The organism is Salinibacterium sp. PAMC 21357, assembly GCF_000247645.1.
Lineage (GTDB): Bacteria > Actinomycetota > Actinomycetes > Actinomycetales > Microbacteriaceae > Rhodoglobus.
Genome location: NZ_AHWA01000004.1, coordinates 55664 through 75606 on the forward strand (window position 1 = coordinate 55664; position 19943 = coordinate 75606).

The following is a 19943-nucleotide window of genomic DNA, read 5'->3' on the forward strand; positions in this document are numbered from 1 at the left end:
TTACTTCTTGTCGTCGGCTGCGTCAGCAGCCTTCGCAGCGGGCTTCTTTGCGGCGGGCTTAGCAGCAGGCTTAGCGGCCTTTGCTTCGTCCTTGTCAGCCTTGGCGGGCTCTTCGGCCTCAGCCTTGGCAGGCTTCTCTGCCTTAGCAGGCGCTTCGGTCTTGGCGGGCTCTTCAGCCTTCTCGACCTTGGCGGCCTCTTCGGCCTTAGCGGGCTCTTCAGCCTTAGCGGGCTCATCAGCCTTGGCGGCAGCGTCTGCATCAGCCTGGCCGAGAAGCTCAGCTTCCCAAGCGGCCATGGGCTCTACTTCTTTGCCCTCTTCTGGCTTCTGGTGACGCTGGATGAGGCCCTCAGCAGCAGCGTCAGCAACGATGCGCGTGAGGAGACCAACCGAGCGGATGGCGTCGTCGTTACCCGGGATCGGGTACGCAACGTCGTCGGGGTCGCAGTTGGTGTCGAGGATAGCGATGACGGGGATACCAAGCTTGTGAGCCTCGTCAATGGCGAGGTGCTCCTTCTTGGTGTCAACGATCCAGATCGCCGAAGGGGTCTTTGTGAGGTTACGGATACCACCGAGGCTCTTCTGCAGTTTCGTCAGCTCGCGCTTCTGAATGAGCAGTTCCTTCTTGGTGAAACCACGAGTGGTGTCGTCGAAGTCGACCTCTTCGAGTTCCTTCATGCGTGCAAGACGCTTGGAAACCGTCTGGAAGTTGGTGAGGAGTCCACCGAGCCAGCGCTGGTTGACGTAGGGCTGGCCTACGCGCAGAGCCTGCTCAGCGATCGTTCCCTGTGCTTGCTTCTTGGTACCGACGAAGAGGATGGTTCCGCCGTGGGCGACCGTCTCCTTGACGTAGTCATAAACTGCGTCGATGTGACCCAGCGACTGCTGAAGGTCAATGATGTGGCTGCCCGAGCGCTCGGTCAGAATGAAGCGCTTCATTTTCGGGTTCCAACGACGAGTCTGGTGTCCGAAGTGTACGCCGCTGTCAAGCAGCTCGCGGATGGTTACGACGGCCATGGCCGTTCTCCTTTTCTGGCTCACTGGCGCACATGGCGGCAATGGCCTTCTCAGTTAATACTCGCTACCGGTCGGCGCGAATCCTGGTGCCCGGGCATACCTCCGCCCCAACTGCAATGGTCTGCAAGTGGGGACTGAGTGGAGATAGCGGCCGTGTGTTGAAGTAGTTGTACTGCAACGGGGCACGCGTAGTCACCGCGAATACACGCGGTGCTGCCAAAATCATACCATCGCTCCCCCACAACTTCATCCCCGCTGTCGGTTCTCCCCCAACACCCGAAATGGCCGCAGAATCCCCGCCTCATCGTCGACAGTTGGTGAATGCTCCGAACCTGCCTTTGCCTACTTCTTGCCATTGCCGTGTTGCCGTTCGGCGAGACGACGTCGAGCATCGCAGTGACAACGCTTCCCCAAGCGGAGGCCGCGTCCGCGGCCAACTGGGAATGGCCGGTCGCTGACCCGCATCCGATCATTCGCCCGTATATAGCGCCGGAGACACCGTATTCTGCCGGCCATCGAGGAATCGATATCGAGACGGGTTTAGTCAACGAAGTGCGAGCTCCTGTGGACGGAATCGTGCATTTCGCGGGCACCGTGGTGGACCGACCGGTGCTCTCTGTTCTCCATTCTGGCGGAATCATCACTAGCTACGAACCCGTCACGAGCACGCTGCTCGCGGAGATGACGTGACCCAAGGTCAAGTGATCGGCGAAGTGCAGGCAGGCCACTGCACGCGGCCTTGCCTGCACTTCGGAGTTCGCGTCGAGGGCGAGTACGTGTCGCCGCTCAACTACCTGAGCGGGATACCGCGAGCCGTGCTTCTACCGACCCGCACCTCCGCTGCACGGTAGCGCCTCTTTAGCGGTCGACGCTGTGCTTTGCACGATGATCTTCGATGGCGTGCGAGCCCGAACCCTGGGAATCGGCAACCTGCGCCGCTGCGGCGTGCTTGGCTCCGCCATCGTGCGACGCAGAGTTCGGACGACTACGAACTTCGGCACCAACCGAGATCACACGACCCGGCCACCAGAATTTCTCGCCAGCGATGAATGCCAGTGACGGCACAATCACCGTGCGAACGAGGAGGGTATCGAGCAGCACACCGATGCAGACAATGATTCCGATCTGCGTGAGCGTGATGAGTGGCAGCACGCCAAGAACCGCGAAGACGGCCGCCAGCAAAATACCCGCGCTGGTGATTACCCCACCGGTCGATGACAGTGCCCGGATCATCCCGGCCCGCGTGCCATGCTCAACCGCTTCTTCTCGCGCTCGCGTCACTAAGAAAATGTTGTAGTCCACACCGAGCGCCACCAAGAAGAGGAAGGCGAACAAGACAACATTCGTATCGATGGCAGGAAAACCAAAGACCGTCTCGAAGAGGAACCAACTCGCTCCGAGGCTGGCAAAGAACGACGCCACAACCGTCAGCAGCAACAGAATCGGGGCAAGCAGCGACCGCAGCAAAAGCACCAGAACGATGAAGACGAGCCCAAGAATGAGCGGGATCACAAGATCCTGATCGGCCTGCTGGGCGCGCTCCACATCGAGAGCTTGTGCATCCAAACCGCCAACAAGCGCGTCGGCGCCATCGATTGACGACAGCTCCGAACGAAGCGCCTCGATCGCAGCGAATGATGCCTCGGTCTCGGCGGCGTCATCCAACACCACCGTGATTTGCGTGATGGTGTCCGTGCTCTCACCAATGCGCACCGAATCCACTCCCGCAACGCCCTCCGCTGCCTGCGCCACCTCGTCGGCGTACTCACTATTAGCAATCACGGATGCCGGCGAACCGCTGCCTGCGGGGAACGCCTCCGCAATTATGTCTTGGCCTTGAACAGCCTCGGGAACCTGCGTGAAGCTTTCGGTCTGCGACAGCCCGATCTTGATCTGAGGAACACCAAGCGAAAGCGCGCCCAGCACAACCGCGCCCAAAATGGCAACAACGACGGGCTTCTTCGAGACGAGGACACCCAGCTTGTGCCAGACGCCGCGTTCCGCGCTGCCTTCCGTGCCGAACCTCGGAATGTAAGGCCAGAACAGCCCACGACCAAAGAGCACCAGGGCTGCTGGGAGAACGACGAGGGCGAAAATCATGGCGATAACAACGCCGGTGGCACAAGCAATTCCGAGCGCGCGGTTGCCCTGCAACTCAGCAAAAACGAGCGTGAGGAGAGCTAAGACAACGGTGCTACCGCTGGCAATGATGGCGGGGCCCGCTCCGCGAAGAGCACGCGACATCGCCTCTCGGCGATCCTCGACGAGTCGAAGCTCGTCACGGTAACGAGCAATCAGCAACAGCGCATAATTGGTTCCCGCACCGAAAACGAGCACCGAAAGAATGCCGGTGACCGAGGCATCCAGTTGGATGCCCGCAAGCGCCGCTACTCTGGCAGCAACGATGCCAGCGAGACCATCGGCGGTGCCGACGACAATGAGCGGCACTAACCACAACCACGGGCTGCGGTAGGTGATGAGCAAGAGCGCCGCAACCACGATGACGGTGGTGATCAGCAGTGTGAAGTCTGCGCCTTCAAATACCGCCGCGATGTCGACCGCGAAACCTTCGGGGCCGCTCAGGAGGGCAGTGAGCCCACTCGGGAGGTCAGCGTTGGCTTCTGCCCGAATTTCGTCGGCACGCTCGGCTTGCTCCCCTGCCTCAGAAAGCTTGTCGAGCGGGACTGTTACGAGGGCAGTAGTTCCATCATCGGAAAAAGCTGGCGGCGGAACAAAGCCCTCAGCGGAGAAGTCAGTCAACGCGGTTGCCGCTGCGGACACCGCTTCTGAGTCACTATCGCTCAGAGTCTCACCGTCGCGGCTAAACACCAGCAGCGCTACCGTCGAGTCGGATCCTGGCAGCTGTTCGGCGGCTGCTGCTGCTTGCGCGGACTCGGCGGAGTCGGGAAGACCGACGCCCGGCAGCGTTCCTTCTTCGTTGCCGGTGCCTGCCGCAAAAATGGCTCCCGCAGCCACGAGCGCGCCAACTAGTACGATCCAGGAAGTGCGCCGTGCCGTGATGAAGGTTCTGAGGCGATGCATCGCGCTCCTCCTGAAAATATGTTTAGTTTGGTTAGTTATTAGACAAGTTAGGAACATACCGGTAAAGTGACGGACATGCAACATTCTGAACAAGCACCGGAGCGACCCGCAGCGCGGCGACCCACTCAGCTGTTGCGGGACATCCTCGACACCAGCGATGAATTTGAGCAGCACGTCGGGCGCACCCTTTCAGTCAACGCCACTGACCTCGAAGCCATGGAACACCTGATCATGCACGGGCCGCTCGGGCCCACCGAGTTATCGCGTCGACTCAACATCTCGACCGCCGCCGTAACCGGAGTTATTGACCGGCTGATCGGCGTCGGGCACGTCACCCGAGAACAACACCCCACCGACCGCCGCAGTGTCGTCGTCGTCCCCAACCCCAAGTCGGTTGAAACAGCAATGGCAACCCTCATGCCCATGATTATGGGAATCGATCGAGTACTCGATGATTTTGACGATGCTGAGAAAGCAGTGATCGAGCGATACCTCGATGGAGTAGTGACCATCTACCGCGCCCAATTGCCCGAACCGGGCGATGTCCCTCCCCCAAAGCCCGCTGTGCCTCGACCACGCGCAGATACGCCAGGACCACGACGAACCTCCTGGAAACCGGAGAGTCAGTCCGACGGCACGTCCGTGCTGTCGTCCCTCACGAAATAGAGCGCCGGCGGCAGGCCCTTCCCCCGCGGAACGCCATCGAGCTAGGCCCTCGGGTGCGCTGTGCGGTAACTCTCCCGCAGACGCTCCGTGGAGACGTGAGTATAGAGCTGGGTAGTACCGAGACTGGCATGGCCAAGCATCTCCTGCACCGCACGCAAATCAGCGCCACCATCCAGCAGGTGAGTCGCAGCCGTATGGCGAAGCGTGTGGGGGCCCGAACCACCAGAACCCGGAACGTCTGCCAACAAATGCGCGATCACGTCGTACACCGTTCGAGTGGTGAGCCGCTTACCTCGGGCACCCACAAAGAGAGCACCCGACGCGGTTGCGTCAGCCGTCAATTGCGGACGCCCCTTCTCTACATAATCCGAGATGGCGCGCTGCGCCGGAATCCCGAACGGCACCACACGCTCCTTCGAGCCCTTGCCAAGCACCCGTACGGTCAGGCGCGAATCATCGATATCGCTCAAACTCAAACCAGTGAGTTCGCTCACTCGCAACGCCGAGGCATACAGCAGCTCGACAATCGCTTGGTCACGCAACGCAACCGGATCTGCTGACGATGCGCGGGCCGCGACGCTCTGCAGCATGTCGGACATTTGATCGCGATTGAGAACCCGGGGAAGGTGCCGCTCAGCTTTCGGCGCTTTGAGCCGCGCCGCGGCATCCGTCGACGCCTGATTGGTTTTCTCCAACCAGGAGCTGAGTCCTCGAGCAGCGGCCGCCCGACGAGCGAGAGTAGATTTAGCTAACCCCGCCTGCGAGGCATGCCACAGCCAATCCCGCAGCAACTCGAGGTCGAGATCGTCGGGCCCCGCCGCTCCGCGTTCGATAGCGAAGTCAGCCAAGTTCGTGAGATCGGAACGGTACGACCTCACCGTGTGCACGCTGAATCCGCGATCGGCCGCGAGATAGGCGGCAAACGTATCCACAAGATGGTGAAGGTTCACGCCTCTATCGTGCGGCATACGCCCGTCATTCGGGTTCGCCACGATAGCGTTTCGGGATGGCCACACGATCTTCACGCTCCCCCACCGGCACCGCGCTCGTCACCGGAGCAACCTCGGGCATTGGCGCCGAGTTTGCACGACAGCTTGCGCACGCAGGCTATGACGTAGTTCTGGTGGCGCGGAATAGCGCCCGCCTCGAAGCCATGGCGACCGAACTGCGCGACACGGCACGCATTACCGTCGAGGTGATTTCCGCAGACCTGACGAATGCCACGGAACGCGAGCTCGTCGAAAGCCGACTGAAGTCAGCGACGAATCCCATTACCTACCTGGTAAACAACGCCGGCTACGGACTCCCTCAAGAATTCGACACGAACTCGGTCGACGATGAGGCTCGGATGCTCGAACTTCTCGCAACCGTTCCGATGAGACTCAGCCATGCCGTGCTTGGCGGAATGCTCGCTCGCGGCGCGGGCACAGTGCTGACCGTGGCGAGCATTGCCGGCGAGGCACCGCTAGGGCTCTACTCTGCGGCGAAAGCATGGCCCTTGAGCTTTAGCCGCTGGGCCAACGCCCACTACCGCGGTCGCGGAGTCACCTTTGCAGCGCTAGCCCCCGGTTTCGTTCGCACCGAGTTTCACGCGCGGCTGGGAATCGAACGAGAAGCTATGGCGCCCAAGTGGATGTGGCTTGAGGCAGAATTTGTCGTGCGGTCTGCCCTGCGCAGCGCGGCGCGCGGTCGCGCGGTGTCGATCCCGAGCGTGCGCTACAAATTCCTCTGGGCCTTGATGAAGCTTGCACAACCGCTAATCCTGCTGTTTGTGGCGCGCGCGAGCCGAGCAGCGCACGAGCCTGCAAGCTGAGCCCCTTAGCGTGCGGACGCCTCAGCGCCTCAGTTTATTGAGAACCCGCGTGACTCTACTTCGTCTTTGAGATGGTCGCGCAATGCAGCCGACGGTCCAACGAGTGTCTCTGGCTTGCTGGTACGACGTGCGGTGTGTTCCGCCCAACCATATTCGGCATCCGGAATTTGGGGGTCGCTGGCAACTTGGCGCCCGGCATACAAACCGTTGGCAATCATGACCTCGTCATAGTCGCTCACGTGCTTCTCAATGTTCTCAGCGGAGTACTGCTCGCGATGCACGACCGCGTCGCTGGGGAGGCGCGGCTTCACTCCGCGACGCACTCCCGGTTTCGGATAGCCGATTGTGAGGCCCGCAACCGCGAAGACGCCGGCGGGCAAGCCCAACTCCTCAGCGATGAGACTGGGTCGATTGCGCACCGCTCCGATCGGCACAGCACCGAGACCGAGCGACTCTGCCGCGACAAGCGCGTTCTGAAGAGCGAGGGCCGCATCAATAGAGGCCAGGAGAAACATCTCGAGATTATTCGCCGCATAATTGTGGCCCTGGCGTTCGGCGAGATAGGTCAGCCGTGAGATGTCAGCACAAAATATGAGCGTGACCGGAGCGTCGGCTACATAGCGCTGGTCGCCCACGAGATGTGCAAGGCGAGCTCGTCGCTGCTCATCTTCGACAACGATGATGCTGTACGCCTGCAAATTCGACGACGTTGGCGCACTCCTTGCCGAGACCAAAATCGCCTCTAACACTTCGGCGGCGATGGGAGTGGAATCGAAGCTGCGGATTGATTCGTGACCGGTGAGCACCCGGATGGTATCCGTCACAAATTCGGGCGATATCAGCTGTTGCTCTAGTTCGATTCGGGTGTGTGGTGGTGTGATGTCAACGCCCTGAGTCATAACCCAATGCTTTCATGCCCAGCGGCACACCCCGTACGGTGGCACCCTCGCACTACTCAGAAGCAGCGACCTCGGTGGCATTGAACGTCGAGTTCTTGGCCGAAAACGTTTCGAGTCGCTGCTCCGGCGTCATCGCCTCGATCTGAGCCCACGCCTCCGCCGAGTGACCAGTGATCTCCGCTGTGTCGCCGATCGGGATGATCGAGTGCACCGTCTGCTTCTCGTACACATGCACGACGTTGACGGCTTGGCCGTAATCGACGCCAGAAAGCAACCGTTCGTGGGCGCTGAGATCGAGGGTGTAACACGTGGCCGATGCGACGGAGACGGGGATGCCCGCAAACGTCGAATGCGTTGAGTAGTGCAAGTGGCCAGCAAGAATCGCTCGCACATCGCTGCCCTGCAGAACTTCAGCTAGGCGTTCTTGACGCTGCAGCTCCAGCATCCCCATCGCTTCGAGCATGGGAGTAGGAATCGGCGGATGATGCACCGCCAGCAGAGTGCCGTGCGGTGCCGGGGTGGCAAGTTCGGTGCGCAGCCACTCCAGCTGCTCATCGCTAATGTCACCATGGTGGTAGCCAGGCACGGTCGTGTCGAAGGAGATGATGCGCAAGCCGTCGATCATGTAGACGCGGTCTTGCGGGGCATCTGATTCTTCGTCGAACAGCAGCTTGGAGTACTGGTCGCGCTCATCGTGGTTGCCCATCACCCAGATGATTTCGGCGTTCATACGTTTGGCGGCCGGCTCGACGATGGCGCGCAGTCGCACGTAGGCGTCGGCTTCTCCCAGATCAGCGAGGTCACCGGTGAAGACGATGGCTTGCGGTTGCGCTGTGGAGCGCTCGAGCTGGGCAAGAGCCTGCTCGAGGTGGTCGATCGTGTTGACCGCGCCATAGAGGGCCCGCCCGCCCGCGAGCAGATGGGTGTCGCTGACATGCGCGATGACGTGGCTGGGGGCAGGGTACTGGCCGAGTTGAATCACACGCCCAGCCTAGGCCGCACCAGCGTCATCCACTATGAGGTAGCCGCATCACGCTTAACCAAAGATGCCCGCTCCACGAACGTGGGGCGGGCATCTTTTGCACTCGCGCCTAGCTAGACGAGCACACGCGGGTAACTAGTTTTTCTTGTCGATTACCGGCAGCTGAACTGTTCCGGTGCGCACGCTTTCGAGCGTGGTGTCGAACTCTTCGGTGATCTTGTCACTGTTCTTGAAGGTGAGCAGGCTGACTACTACTGCGACAACAATGTTGAGAGCGAAGCCGGGGACGATTTCGTACATCACGCCCGAGAGCGCATCGATGTTGCCCCAGATAACGACGGTCACTGCACCGGCGATCATTCCGGCAATCGCTCCGACGCTGGTGAGCTTGCGCCAGAAGAGCGAGAGGATCACGATCGGCCCGAATGCAGCACCGAAACCAGCCCATGCGTAAGAAACGAGGTCGAGGATCGACGAGTTGGGGTCCCACGCGAGAATGATCGCAACGATCGACACGATAAGAACACCCATACGACCGAGGACAACCTGCGCCTTGGGCGTTGCTTCCTTTTTGGCGACAATCTTGAACAGGTCTTCTACCAGCGCCGATGACGACACGATGAGCTGCGATGAAATTGTGCTCATTACCGCTGCAAGCACTGCCGCTAGAACGAGGCCGGCGATGAGCGGGTGGAAGAAGATCTGTGCGAGTTCAAGGAACACACGCTCAGGGTTCTCAAGCGAGAGCCCCGGGTGCTGCTGGAAGTACGCAACACCGATGAGGGCCGATGCCATGGCACCAAGAACGGAGATGATCATCCAGCTGATTCCGATACGGCGACCGGCAACGGCATCTCCTGGCGAGCGGAGCGCCATGAACCGCACGAGGATGTGTGGCTGGCCGAAGTAACCGAGGCCCCACGCTGCCGCAGAAATTGCTGCAAGCACTGTGCCGCCGGTGAAGAGGCTGAACATATCGATTTCGGTGTTCGCCGCACGGATCGATTCGATCGTGTTGGCGACGCCACCAGTCTGAGTGATACCGACGATCGGCACAGCGATGAGGGCGAGGAAGATCATGATGCCCTGCACCACGTCGGTGTAGGTTGCGCCGATGAATCCACCGAAGAGGGTGTAGAGAACGGTTACGCCACCAACAACGAGCATTCCGATCCAGTATTCGGAACCGAATGCACTCTGGAAGAAGACACCACCGGCGACCATTCCGGAGGATACGTAGAAGGTGAAGAACACGAGAATGATGATTCCGGCGGTGACGCGCAGAATGCGTGACTTGTCGCGGAGGCGGTTCTCGAAGAAGCTAGGCAGCGTGATCGAGTTTTTGGAAACCTCGGTGTAGGCACGCAGTCGCGGCGCGACAAACTTCCAGTTGAGCCACGCACCGATCGTGAGGCCGATGGCAATCCAGCCCTGGAAGAGGCCGCCCAGGTAGAAGGCGCCGGGGAGTCCGAGAAGGAGCCAACCCGACATGTCGGATGCTCCAGCGCTCAGCGCTGCTACTCCGGGGCTGAGCTTGCGTCCTGCGAGCATGTAGTCATCAAGGTTGCTTGTGCGCTTGTAGGCCCACCAACCGATGCCGAGCATTGCGGCCAGATAAATGACCATTGCGATAATTTGGAAGAACTGATCGTTCACTTTGTCGCCTTTCTTATGCACGTCCGTGGGCTAAGCCTGTCTACTTTGACAGAGATAAGGATTAGGAACAATCTCAGTGGACGCGCATGAAGCATTAGTTTTTTTAACGCATGGGACCTATTTTGCAGGTTTACCGCTTGTTTATGGTGATTGTGGAGATTCGTTGCATTGCAGTGAGCGGGTTCACAGGTTTACCCCCTTGTGCGTGCAACGAAAATTGCGCGCTTTTTGTGTCAATATTTGATTTTGGCTGTGGGCTGCGGCCGTAGACTGACGCCATCATGACGCTCGACTTCATTCTCGCGAACATCTCTGAATTAAAGAAAGCTGAGTCGACAGCGCTTATCGGCGTCTCGGGCTTCGGCGGTGCCGGCAAGTCGACTCTCGCTCGAGATCTCACTCATGCCCTTTCGGGAGGTGTGCGAATTCGCGGCGATGATTTTCTGGATCCGGACCGTTCGCACCGACGCTCCTCCGAGTGGGATGGGGTGGAGCGCGTTCGGCTTCGCGACGAAGTTCTGTCGCCGCTCCGTCTCGGCGTCTCCGGCAGTTTCCGACGTTTCGACTGGTCGACTCGAGGGTTGGGCGTTGCGGAGGCACTTCCTGACGCTGAATTTGTTGTTGTTGACGCGATCGGGCTGTTTCATCCGGAACTCGATGGCGCGTTTGATTTGACCATCTGGATTGATGTCGATCTTGAGGTGGCGACCGCGCAGGGGAAGTCGCGCGATCAGCGACTAGGCCGCGATCATGAAGCGCTGTGGGATGAGGTGTGGGTTGCCAATGAACGGGACTTCGTCGAACGCTTCGACCCGCGAGGGTCCGCAGATCTGCTGCATGTGCCCGGCCACTTGGGGAACTAGGGGCTTGGCTGCGCCGTGCCGCCCGCCGCGCCACTCGCTGCGGTGCGGGGTTGGCGCACTCTAGCTGCGGACGCTCGCTTCCAGCCTCGCTCGGTCTCACTGACACGACCGTCGAGTTCGAGAATGCCGAGTTGAGAACGCACTGCCGCTAGCGAGAGCCCGCTGCGAGCGGCAATGTCGTCGGTGGTTCGGGCGCTGCGCGCGCTGAGGGCATCAAGAAGGCGGATCGTTTCGGTGTCGCGAGGGGTGTCAGCATCTTCGGTTTCAGCCACAGGGTGAGCGACTTTTTCGCTAGCGGCAACACTGGGCTGGGTCGCATCATTCGTAGGCCTATCGAGAGATTCCACGCTGAGCTGTCGGTTTTCGAGCGGGGCAAGTTCGGCCATTTGGTCGGGGTTGGTGACGCACACGGCGTCGTAGTCTCGGATGAGGCGATGGCACCCGGCGGAGGCTGCGCTAGTAACCGGGCCGGGCACCGCGCCAAGCGGTCTGCCGAGAGCGGCGGCGTGCCCTGCAGTGTTGAGAGAGCCGGAGCGCCAACCCGCTTCGAGCACGATAGTCGCGAGACTTGCCGCAGCTATCAATCTGTTGCGTTGCAAAAATCTCCACTTAGTTGGTGGAGAACCACAGGGGAGTTCCGAGATCACTGCACCGTTTTCGACGATGCGGGTGAGGAGACTGTCATGCCCGCTGGGATAAAAACGGTCGACTCCCCCGGCGAGGAAGGCAACGGTGAGGCCTTGACTTGCGAGGGCGGCGCGGTGTGCCATTCCGTCGATTCCGTAGGCGGCGCCCGAGATGATGGTGTACCCACGATCAACGAGACCAGCGGAGGCTTCCATCGTGATGTGTTCGCCGTAGCCGGTGGCGGCCCTCGCCCCGACTAGGGCGATCCCGTGCACGATTCCCGCGAGCGCCGCATCGGTGCCGCGCACCCAGAGCGCGGAGGGGGCATGCCAGTCGAGATCGTTGAGGCGCTCGGGCCACAAGGTGTCGTCTGGCGTGAGCAGTCGAGCGCCGAAACGCGCGGCTTGGCGCAGAGCAATGAGCGCGGTGTCTGACTTGAGCCGCGGCATCCACCGCTCGATTGCTTGACGCATGTCATCGCCGGACACTGGGTCACCATCCGCAGAGAGTTCGGTGGCGAACCGTTCCTCATCCCAGTGCTCGACGACGGCGGTGAGGGCTCGTGCCGGGCCCAGGTGTCGGATCGCGCGACCCGCGAGCCGATCGCCGGGTTCGGCAAGACCGCTCCAGGTGGCTCGCGCAAATCGGTTCTCGATTGCGGCGCGGTCCAGGTCGCTACCGCCGTCGACGCTCACCGCTCTGACGAGGGTCGCGATTTCTGATTCTTTAAGTCCAAACATGCTCACTGTGACATTGCCTTTCGTAGATACAGTGCTTGACCGACGTGAGTTTCGTCGGGTCGTGCGTCATCGGCGAGGTCAGCGAGAGACCAGGCGACGCGCAGCACGCGGTCATATCCGCGCATGGTGATTCCGCCGCGTTCGAGCGCGCGATCAAGGCCGGCCGTGACTTTCGGGGCGAGGCGCAATTCGCGGCCGCGAAGATAGGATCCCGGTACGTGCGAGTTGAGTCTCCATGGCGTTGCTGCAAGTCGCGCGCGGGAACGTTCGCGGGCCGCCGTGACTTTCGCTCGAGCATCCGCTGTCGACAACGATGGCCGCTCCCCCGCTAGTCGTAATTGGGCACTCGTGATGCGCTCGACCCGGAACTGGATATCGATGCGGTCTAGCAGCGGGCCCGAAAGCCGGGCGAGATAGCGCCGGCGGCTGTTGGGCGGGCAGGTACATTCGCTGTCTCGGGCACCCCATTGACCACAGGGGCACGGGTTAGCAGCCATTACGAGTTGAAAGCGGCCCGGAAAGTGGGCGACTGCGTTGGCTCGATGGATGCTGATGACTCCTGATTCGAGAGGTTGTCGCAGGGCGTCGAGGGCTGCAGGTGCGAACTCGGGCGCTTCGTCGAGGAAGAGCACTCCGTCGGAGGCACGGGCGGCAGCACCTGGACGAATCTGGGAGCTGCCGCCTCCGACGAGCGCCGCGGCCGTCGCCGTGTGGTGTGGCGCTTCGAGCGGTGGACGGGTGGTGAGGCTGCTGCCGACGGGGAGTCCGGCGAGCGAGCGGATCGATGAAACTTCGAGGGCCGCCTGCGGGTCGAGATCGGGCAAAAGCCCTGGCAACCGAGCGGCGAGCATGGTTTTGCCCGCACCGGGTGGCCCGAGCAAGAACACGTGGTGACCACCGGCTGCCGCGACGAGCATCGCGTCGATCGCGTCACTGCCGCCGATCATGTCGCTGAGGTCGCCACCGTCTGTCGGCACCGTGGTGGCGACTGGTCGGGTAATGACTTCGACTGGCTCTGGCTCGAACTCTCCTCCGTGCCAAATGGCGGCATCCCGCAATGACGGAACCGCGATAACGCGCACGTCAGGAACGAGCGACGCTTCATCGGCGTTTCCGCTCGGAACCATCACCGTCGTGAACCCGGCCCGAGATGCAGCAAGCACAGCGGGCAACACCCCATTGACCGGGCGGAGGCGTCCATCGAGACCCAGCTCGCCAATGTGCAGAACACGGTCAATGGACTCTGCCGAGACGGTACCGGAGGCGGCGAGCGCCGCGAGCGCTATCCCTAGGTCGAAGCCGGAGCCGTGTTTCGGCAGGGCAGCTGGCGACAGGTTGACGGTGATCTTGCGGTTCGGTAGCCCGCATCCGGAGTTCGTCGCTGCTGCCCGCACGCGATCTTTTGCTTCGCCGAGCGCGGTGTCGGGTAAGCCAATGAGCACGAAACCCGGAAGGTTGTTGGAGAGGTCTGCTTCGATCTCGACGATCGCGCCTTCGAGACCGAGCAGTGAAACGGCGTAGGTTCTGCCGATAGCCATCAGCAGGCGCCCCATCCGTCCACAACGACGCCGATCATGAAACACGCTTCAAGTGTTCGATCTCCGCGACACCACGCGAAGGCACGATCACAGCAACCGCATCAATACGAATGGCCGCCGCTGTACCCTCATGGGCGTCACACCACGCGGCCGCCAGCCGACGCAACCGGGCAACCTTCGTCGCCGTGATCGATTCGAACGGATGCCCAAACAGCACACTCGACCGGGTCTTCACTTCGACAAAAACGATCTCCTCTCGATCGCGCGCCACAATGTCGAGTTCACCTTGGGAACACCGCCAATTGCGGTCCACAATTTCGAGCCCTGCGCTAATCAGATGGTCTGCCGCGAGGTCTTCTCCCCGTGCACCAAGTACGTCTTTTGCTGCCATGGATCAAGAGTGCTGGGAGGGGGCATCTCCTTTCATCGCCGCGAGCAGGTTGGCGCACACAGGCAACTGACGCTGCGGTGGTGAGGAGTAGACCACAACTAGAAATCAACTCACCCTTTTGGCATTCACCTTCGCGAGGTATCGTGCCCCTATGACGCAGGGTGCGGACTCAGAGGTGTGGCTCGAACGTTGGCAATTTGATGATCTTCCGGTGCTCGAACGAAGCAATACTCCCGAGATGACCGTGTTTTTGGGTGGGCCAGAAAGCGATCAACAGATTGTCACGAGGCACGCCAAGTTTTTGCGCCTGTGGGAGACAGACGAGGCGCGAATGTTCCGCATCCGATCCGCCACCGCGGACGAGCCCGTCGGCTCAGTGGGCTACTGGAAGAAAAGTTGGCGCGGCAATAACGTCTATGAAACCGGGTGGAGCGTGCACACCACCCATCAAGGCCACGGAATCGCCGCTCACGCGCTCTACCAATGCCTCCAGTACGCGGCAGATAATGGCGACCGAGATCTGGTTTTCGCGTTCCCTCGCACCGATAATGCGGCATCCAATGCCCTCTGCGCTCGCACCGGCTTTACCCTCGCTGGCGAAGCCGATTTCGAATACCCGACGGGCCACCCCATCCGAGTAAACGAGTGGATGTTCGACCTCGCCGCCCTTCGCTAACCCGGCGTCAGCGCGGCGACGGTCACAGCCCGTACGCTCAGCTACTGGAACAGCCCGGCGAGCAAACTCGCCGCCAGCACGACCATGATTACGGCAATCACGATATCGAGCACCCGCCACGCCATCGGCTTAGCGAACAATGGCCGCAGGTACCGACTGCCATAGCCGATTGCGGCAAACCAGACGACACTGCCGAGACACGCTCCAAGCGCGAACCACCAGCGGTCGTCACCATACGTTCCGCCGATGGAACCCAGCAGTAAAACGGTGTCGATGTAGACGTGCGGGTTGAGCCAGGTGAGCGCAAGCGCTGTCGAGAGGGCGGCGGCGAGTGTCATCCCCGTTCCGGATGCTGTTGCGGTGAGTGCTTGGGGTCGTGCCGCCCGCCGAACAGATAGGAACGCGTAGACGAGGAGGAACAGTGCGCCACCGACTCGGGCGACAACCAAGAGCCACCCCGCCTGCTGGATGAGGGCGCCAAGTCCGGCGACGCCGGCGACGATCAACACGATGTCGGAGAGCGTACACACCAACACCACAGCGGTGACGTGTTCGCGGCGCAGCCCCTGACGAAGAACGAACGCGTTTTGCGCACCGATCGCGATAATCAGCGACAGCCCGAACCCGAATCCGGCAAGCACGATGGTGGCAATCAGGGGCATGAATTGACTCTAAGGGCACAATAGGGGGATGCCAGACACTTCTCTGCACGATCGCAGCGAAGTCGTTCACGCCCTGCGCTCCGCGGTCGGTGGCGAGGTTGATGACAGCACCCGTCGTCGCGGCGAGTATTCGAGCGATGCCTCCAACTATCGGGTCGTGCCGCAGGTGGTCGTGTTTCCGCGCGACACCGGCGATGTGCTCGCGGCGCTAGCTGTCAGCCGCGAAAGCAGCACGCCCGTCACCTCTCGGGGCGGCGGCACTTCTATTGCGGGCAACGCCATCGGCACAGGCATTGTTCTCGACTTCTCGCGCCACCTCAACCAAGTGATCGAGATTGATCCAGATGCCGGCACCGCCCGCGTGCAGCCCGGCACCGTTCTGGCGACCCTCCAAGCGGCAGCGCTACCCCACGGCCTGCGTTTCGGCCCCGACCCCTCGACCTGGGCGCGCTGCACGATCGGCGGAATGATCGGCAATAACGCCTGCGGTGCCCACTCTCTCCAGTTCGGCAAAACGGCAGACAACGTGCGCGCTCTTGACGTTGTCGACGGTCTGGGTCAAAACTTCACCGCCGCCAACGACCTCGCGACGATTCCCGGACTCGCAATACTCGTCAGCGACAATCTTGCAACGATGCGCACCGAGCTCGGTCGCTTCGGCCGCCAAGTCTCCGGCTTCAGCCTCGAGCACCTCCTACCTGAGCGCGGGCATCACCTGGCCCGCAGTCTCGTGGGCACCGAGGGCAGCCTCGTGACCGTGCTCGAGGCAACCGTCGATCTTGTTGCCGAGCCGCAACATCCGCTACTCGTCGCGCTCGGTTACCCCGACATGGCTACTGCCGCCGACGCCGTGCCCGCGCTTCTCCCCCACCATCCCAGCGCCATTGAAGGACTCGACGCCCGCATTGTGGATGCCGTCAGCCGTCAGCGAGGCGCCCGCGCCGTCGCCGCGCTGCCCCAAGGCGCCGGATGGCTGCTCGTCGAGGTATCAGGAGCCGACCCCGCCGAGACGCTCCACCGTGCGAAACTGCTTGCCGCCGACTCCGCCGCCATCGAGGCACGAGTAATCACCGATACGGTGGCCGCGAAACAACTGTGGCGCATCCGAGAAGACGGTGCAGGATTGGCGGGGCGCACGTCATCCGGCAAGCAAGCCTGGCCAGGGTTCGAAGACGCGGCGGTGCCTCCCGAGCGTCTCGGTGCCTACCTGCGCGACTTCGACAAACTGCTGACCGAGTACGCAATAGAGGGGATGCCGTACGGCCATTTCGGGGACGGTTGCGTTCATGTGCGGCTCGATATTCCTCTCGCGACGGATGGCACAGCTTTACGGGCCTTCGTGGATGACGCCGCCCAACTTGTGGCATCCCATGGCGGCTCGCTGTCTGGCGAGCATGGCGACGGTCGCGCACGCAGCGAACTGTTGCCGCACATGTATTCGCCAGCCGCGATTGACCTGTTCGGGCAGTTCAAGCGGCTCTTCGACCCCCACAACCTGATGAATCCGGGCATCGTCGTTGACCCGGCGCCGGTCGATGCTGATCTGCGCCGTCCGGCCGCGCTGCCACTCATCAAGATCAATGGGTTCGCGTTCAGCGACGACGATGGCGACTTCACGACCGCCTCCCACCGCTGCGTCGGGGTCGGTAAGTGTCGCGCCGACAATTCGGCTGCGGGTGGCGTGATGTGCCCGTCGTTTTTAGCGACCGGCGACGAGAAGGATTCCACTCGTGGTCGCGCCCGCGTGCTGCAAGAAATGGCCAACGGCACTCTCGTCACGGGCGGCGTGAATTCACCCGAAGTCCACGACGCGCTCGACCTCTGCCTCTCCTGCAAAGCGTGCGCGAGCGACTGCCCCGCCGGCGTCGACATGGCCACGCTGAAAGCCGAAGTGTTGCACCGTCGCTACGCCGGCAAACTCCGCCCGCGCAGCCATTATCTCCTCGGCCAACTACCTCGCTGGGCACGGCTCGTGTCGCCGATCGCCCCGCTCGCTAATGCGCTGCTGCGGGTGCCGCTCGTGCGACGCATCGCACTGTGGGCCGGAGGAATGGATGCTCGGCGCACGTTCCCCGCGTTCGCGAAGCACCCCTTCCACTCGAGCTCCGAGGCTCACGCCCTGCGCGCGGCACCTCCCACCGACACAACCAACGTTGGACGGGCACCCTCCGCCACGCCCTCCGCCGCAGCCCCCGCACCCCAGCCCGACAGCCCCGCCGTCGACCGCGACCCCGTGACTGACCACGTGACTGACCGCGAGTCTGCCCCGCGCCCCCGGGTGCTCCTCTGGGCCGACTCCTTCACCGACAACTTTTCGCCAGACATTGCCCGCGCCGCGATCCGCGTGCTCGACGCGGCCGGCTACGACATCCTCCTGCCGGAGCGCGATGTCTGTTGCGGCCTCACGTGGATTACCACCGGGCAGTTGGAGGGCGCGCGAAAACGACTCACCACGCTGGTTGCCGAGTTCTCTCGCTACACGGCTCGCGGCATCCCGATCGTCGGCATCGAGCCCTCGTGCACGGCCGTGCTGCGCTCCGATCTCACCGAGTTGCTGCCCGACGACCCTGCCGCAGCAGCTGTCGCCCGCTCGACCATGACGCTCTCCGAGCTGCTCACCGCACCCGCGCCGCTGGGCCCGAACGACTGGCGACCGCCCTCCCTCAGCGATCAGACCTTCGTCGTTCAGCCACACTGCCATCAGCATGCGGTGATGGGTTTTGATGCCGATCGCGCGCTGCTCTCCGCTACCGGAGCAACGGTGACTGAGATCAGCGGATGCTGTGGGCTGGCCGGAAACTTCGGCATGGAGAAAGGACACTACGACGTATCGGTCGCGGTAGCCGAGAACGGCATCCTGCCTGCCCTGCGCGCAGCGGCCCCCGGCAGCACACTGCTCGCCGATGGCTTCTCCTGCCGAACGCAAGCCAGCCAGCTGACCAACACCGAGGGCAAGCACCTCGCCGAGGTTCTGGCCGCAGCGCTCCCAGCAAACCTTCCTGACGTCAGGCCGAAAGCCCCAAAACGCCGATCGCAATACTGAAGTAGACGAGTAGCCCGGTCGCGTCGCAGAAGGTAGCGATAAACGGCGTGGAGAACACGGCTGGATCAACGTGAATAGCCCGCGCGACGAGGGGAATTACCCCTCCAACGGTGGCAGCGATGGGACAGTTCACGAGCAGCGTCAGCCCGATTACCAGTCCGATATCGGTGCCGTAGGCCCACGACGCGATCGCAAATCCCAGCAGCGCCAGAAAGAAGCCCAGGAGCAGGCCAGTTCTTACTTCTTTGAAAGCGACGCGCCCCACATCCCGCGGCGTGACATCACCGAGGGCGAGCGCTCGAGTCACTGTCGTTGCGGCTTGCGACCCAGTATTGCCGCCGATTCCGATCAGCAACGGCACGAAGAGCGCGAGCGCGACGCGTTGATTCAACGTGGTTTCGAAAAGTTCGAGCACGCTCACGGTCAGCACTGCCGAAACGGCGAGCACCAGGAGCCAGACGATTCGAGAATTCACGACCTTACGGATGGGCGTAACCAAGTAAGCGCGCCGAAGGGGCTCGGCGGCACCGGCCCGCGCTTGGTCCTCGGCAACGGCTTCACGGTCGATTCGGGCGGCATCGCTGATGGGAAAAACGCCAACGAGTCGATCTTCGCGATCGACGACCGGCAGCACGAGAATGCCACCATCCAGGGAGCGTCGGGCAACCTGTTCGGCGTCATCTTCCGTGCGCGCGGAAACCGGCGGGGCCATAACCGTGCCGATAGTTTCGCTTTCGTCATGACGCAATAAAACCAGTGGGTCGACCACGCCGAGCAGAGTTCGGTTCGGGCCGATCACCGCGATTGCGCTCAAGAGCTCGAAGTCGGCTGAGCTGTTTCGTAAAGAGCTAAGAACATCGGCGACGGATGCCGTCGGTGCCGTCGTCAACGGAACGGGCGACATTCTGCGGCCCACTGAATCGTTCGGGTAGCCCAACAACAGCATTGCCGCGCTGTACTCCGCTTTGTCGAGCGACGCCATGAGGCGCTTGGCCACTTTGGCCGGTAGCTCATCGAGGAGCCAGGCTTGCTCTTCCGGGTCGAGTGCCGCGAATACACCAGCAATTTGGGCATCACCAAGTTCCGCGATTAGTTCGGCTTGGGCACCGGGATCGAGCGCGTCAAAGACCTCGATCGATTCATCTTTGCTGAGCAATCGAAAGACCACAGCAGCGTCGTCGGCGGGCAACGCCTCAAGAACGGCAACAACTTCTGCGCGCGGAGCAGCTCTGGCCTGAGATGCGAGTTCAGACAGCGATCTAGCGCGGATGAGTCGAACGAAGTCTGCGGGATCAATAGGTTCAGGCATCCAACGTTCCCCTCAGCGT

18 protein-coding genes are annotated in these 19943 nt (G+C 61.8%); 7 read left to right on the forward strand and 11 right to left on the reverse strand.

Annotated elements, in window-relative coordinates; genetic code table 11:
- A complete protein-coding gene (rpsB, locus tag ON14_RS03555; RefSeq protein WP_010203211.1) occupies positions 1–1017 on the reverse strand; it encodes a 30S ribosomal protein S2 in 1017 nt (338 codons plus the stop codon).
- Between the two features lie 321 nt (positions 1018–1338).
- Between rpsB and ON14_RS03560 the strand changes: the two genes are divergently transcribed.
- A complete protein-coding gene (locus ON14_RS03560; RefSeq protein WP_010203212.1) occupies positions 1339–1707 on the forward strand; it encodes a M23 family metallopeptidase in 369 nt (122 codons plus the stop codon).
- A 23-nt stretch (positions 1708–1730) separates the two neighbouring features.
- Positions 1731–1868 (forward strand): hypothetical protein, encoded by a 138-nt coding sequence (locus ON14_RS16500; RefSeq protein WP_443208538.1) that lies wholly within the window; start codon positions 1731–1733, stop codon positions 1866–1868.
- A 7-nt stretch (positions 1869–1875) separates the two neighbouring features.
- Here ON14_RS16500 and ON14_RS03565 read toward each other — a convergent pair whose 3' ends face one another.
- Positions 1876–4059: an MMPL family transporter gene (locus ON14_RS03565; protein WP_010203213.1), complete on the reverse strand. Its 2184-nt coding sequence runs from the start codon at positions 4057–4059 to the stop codon at positions 1876–1878.
- Between the two features lie 75 nt (positions 4060–4134).
- Here ON14_RS03565 and ON14_RS03570 point away from each other — a divergent pair, with 75 nt between their 5' ends.
- Positions 4135–4725 (forward strand): MarR family winged helix-turn-helix transcriptional regulator, encoded by a 591-nt coding sequence (locus tag ON14_RS03570; protein WP_010203214.1) that lies wholly within the window; start codon positions 4135–4137, stop codon positions 4723–4725.
- Positions 4726–4766: 41 nt separating this feature from the next.
- On the opposite strand, the gene ON14_RS03575 is transcribed toward ON14_RS03570, so the two are convergent.
- A complete protein-coding gene (locus ON14_RS03575) occupies positions 4767–5675 on the reverse strand; it encodes a tyrosine recombinase (RefSeq protein WP_039741755.1) in 909 nt (302 codons plus the stop codon).
- 56 nt (positions 5676–5731) lie between these two features.
- On the opposite strand from ON14_RS03575, the gene ON14_RS03580 reads away from it, so the two are divergent.
- On the forward strand, positions 5732–6538 hold the full coding sequence (locus tag ON14_RS03580; protein WP_010203216.1) for an SDR family NAD(P)-dependent oxidoreductase: 807 nt from the start codon (positions 5732–5734) through the stop codon (positions 6536–6538).
- A gap of 29 nt (positions 6539–6567) precedes the next feature.
- On the opposite strand, the gene ON14_RS03585 is transcribed toward ON14_RS03580, so the two are convergent.
- From ON14_RS03585 to putP, 3 genes are all read right to left on the reverse strand, one after another.
- Positions 6568–7437, reverse strand: coding sequence for an NADPH-dependent oxidoreductase (locus ON14_RS03585; RefSeq protein WP_010203217.1), 870 nt, complete (start codon positions 7435–7437; stop codon positions 6568–6570).
- A 52-nt stretch (positions 7438–7489) separates the two neighbouring features.
- Positions 7490–8419, reverse strand: coding sequence for a phosphodiesterase (locus tag ON14_RS03590; protein ID WP_010203218.1), 930 nt, complete (start codon positions 8417–8419; stop codon positions 7490–7492).
- 135 nt (positions 8420–8554) lie between these two features.
- Positions 8555–10075 carry a sodium/proline symporter PutP gene (gene putP, locus ON14_RS03595; RefSeq protein WP_010203219.1) on the reverse strand — a complete coding sequence of 507 codons (1521 nt, stop codon included), beginning with the start codon at positions 10073–10075 and terminating at the stop codon, positions 8555–8557.
- Between the two features lie 281 nt (positions 10076–10356).
- Between putP and ON14_RS03600 the strand changes: the two genes are divergently transcribed.
- Complete coding sequence (locus ON14_RS03600) at positions 10357–10938, forward strand: uridine kinase family protein (protein ID WP_010203220.1); 582 nt, start codon at positions 10357–10359, stop codon at positions 10936–10938.
- Here the strand turns inward: ON14_RS03600 and dprA are convergent.
- Genes dprA through ON14_RS03615 form a run of 3 tightly spaced genes read right to left on the reverse strand, consistent with a single transcriptional unit; the run spans position 10935 to position 14234 of the window.
- Positions 10935–12311, reverse strand: a complete 1377-nt coding sequence (gene dprA / locus ON14_RS03605) for a DNA-processing protein DprA (RefSeq protein WP_010203221.1) — start codon at positions 12309–12311, stop codon at positions 10935–10937. The two genes, ON14_RS03600 and dprA, sit on opposite strands and share 4 nt — an antisense overlap.
- A complete protein-coding gene (locus ON14_RS03610) occupies positions 12308–13843 on the reverse strand; it encodes a YifB family Mg chelatase-like AAA ATPase (RefSeq protein WP_010203222.1) in 1536 nt (511 codons plus the stop codon). Before ON14_RS03610 ends, dprA begins: the two co-directional genes overlap by 4 nt.
- Before the next feature lie 34 nt (positions 13844–13877).
- Positions 13878–14234 (reverse strand): YraN family protein, encoded by a 357-nt coding sequence (locus ON14_RS03615; RefSeq protein WP_010203223.1) that lies wholly within the window; start codon positions 14232–14234, stop codon positions 13878–13880.
- Positions 14235–14385: 151 nt separating this feature from the next.
- On the opposite strand from ON14_RS03615, the gene ON14_RS03620 reads away from it, so the two are divergent.
- Positions 14386–14910, forward strand: coding sequence for a GNAT family N-acetyltransferase (locus ON14_RS03620; protein WP_010203224.1), 525 nt, complete (start codon positions 14386–14388; stop codon positions 14908–14910).
- 41 nt (positions 14911–14951) lie between these two features.
- Here ON14_RS03620 and ON14_RS03625 read toward each other — a convergent pair whose 3' ends face one another.
- Positions 14952–15572, reverse strand: coding sequence for a LysE/ArgO family amino acid transporter (locus tag ON14_RS03625; protein WP_010203226.1), 621 nt, complete (start codon positions 15570–15572; stop codon positions 14952–14954).
- A 28-nt stretch (positions 15573–15600) separates the two neighbouring features.
- Here ON14_RS03625 and ON14_RS03630 point away from each other — a divergent pair, with 28 nt between their 5' ends.
- Positions 15601–18615 carry an FAD-binding and (Fe-S)-binding domain-containing protein gene (locus ON14_RS03630; protein ID WP_010203227.1) on the forward strand — a complete coding sequence of 1005 codons (3015 nt, stop codon included), beginning with the start codon at positions 15601–15603 and terminating at the stop codon, positions 18613–18615.
- On the opposite strand, the gene mgtE is transcribed toward ON14_RS03630, so the two are convergent.
- On the reverse strand, positions 18578–19924 hold the full coding sequence (gene mgtE / locus ON14_RS03635; protein WP_010203228.1) for a magnesium transporter: 1347 nt from the start codon (positions 19922–19924) through the stop codon (positions 18578–18580). The genes ON14_RS03630 and mgtE overlap by 38 nt on opposite strands.
- Positions 19925–19943: the final 19 nt, after the last annotated feature.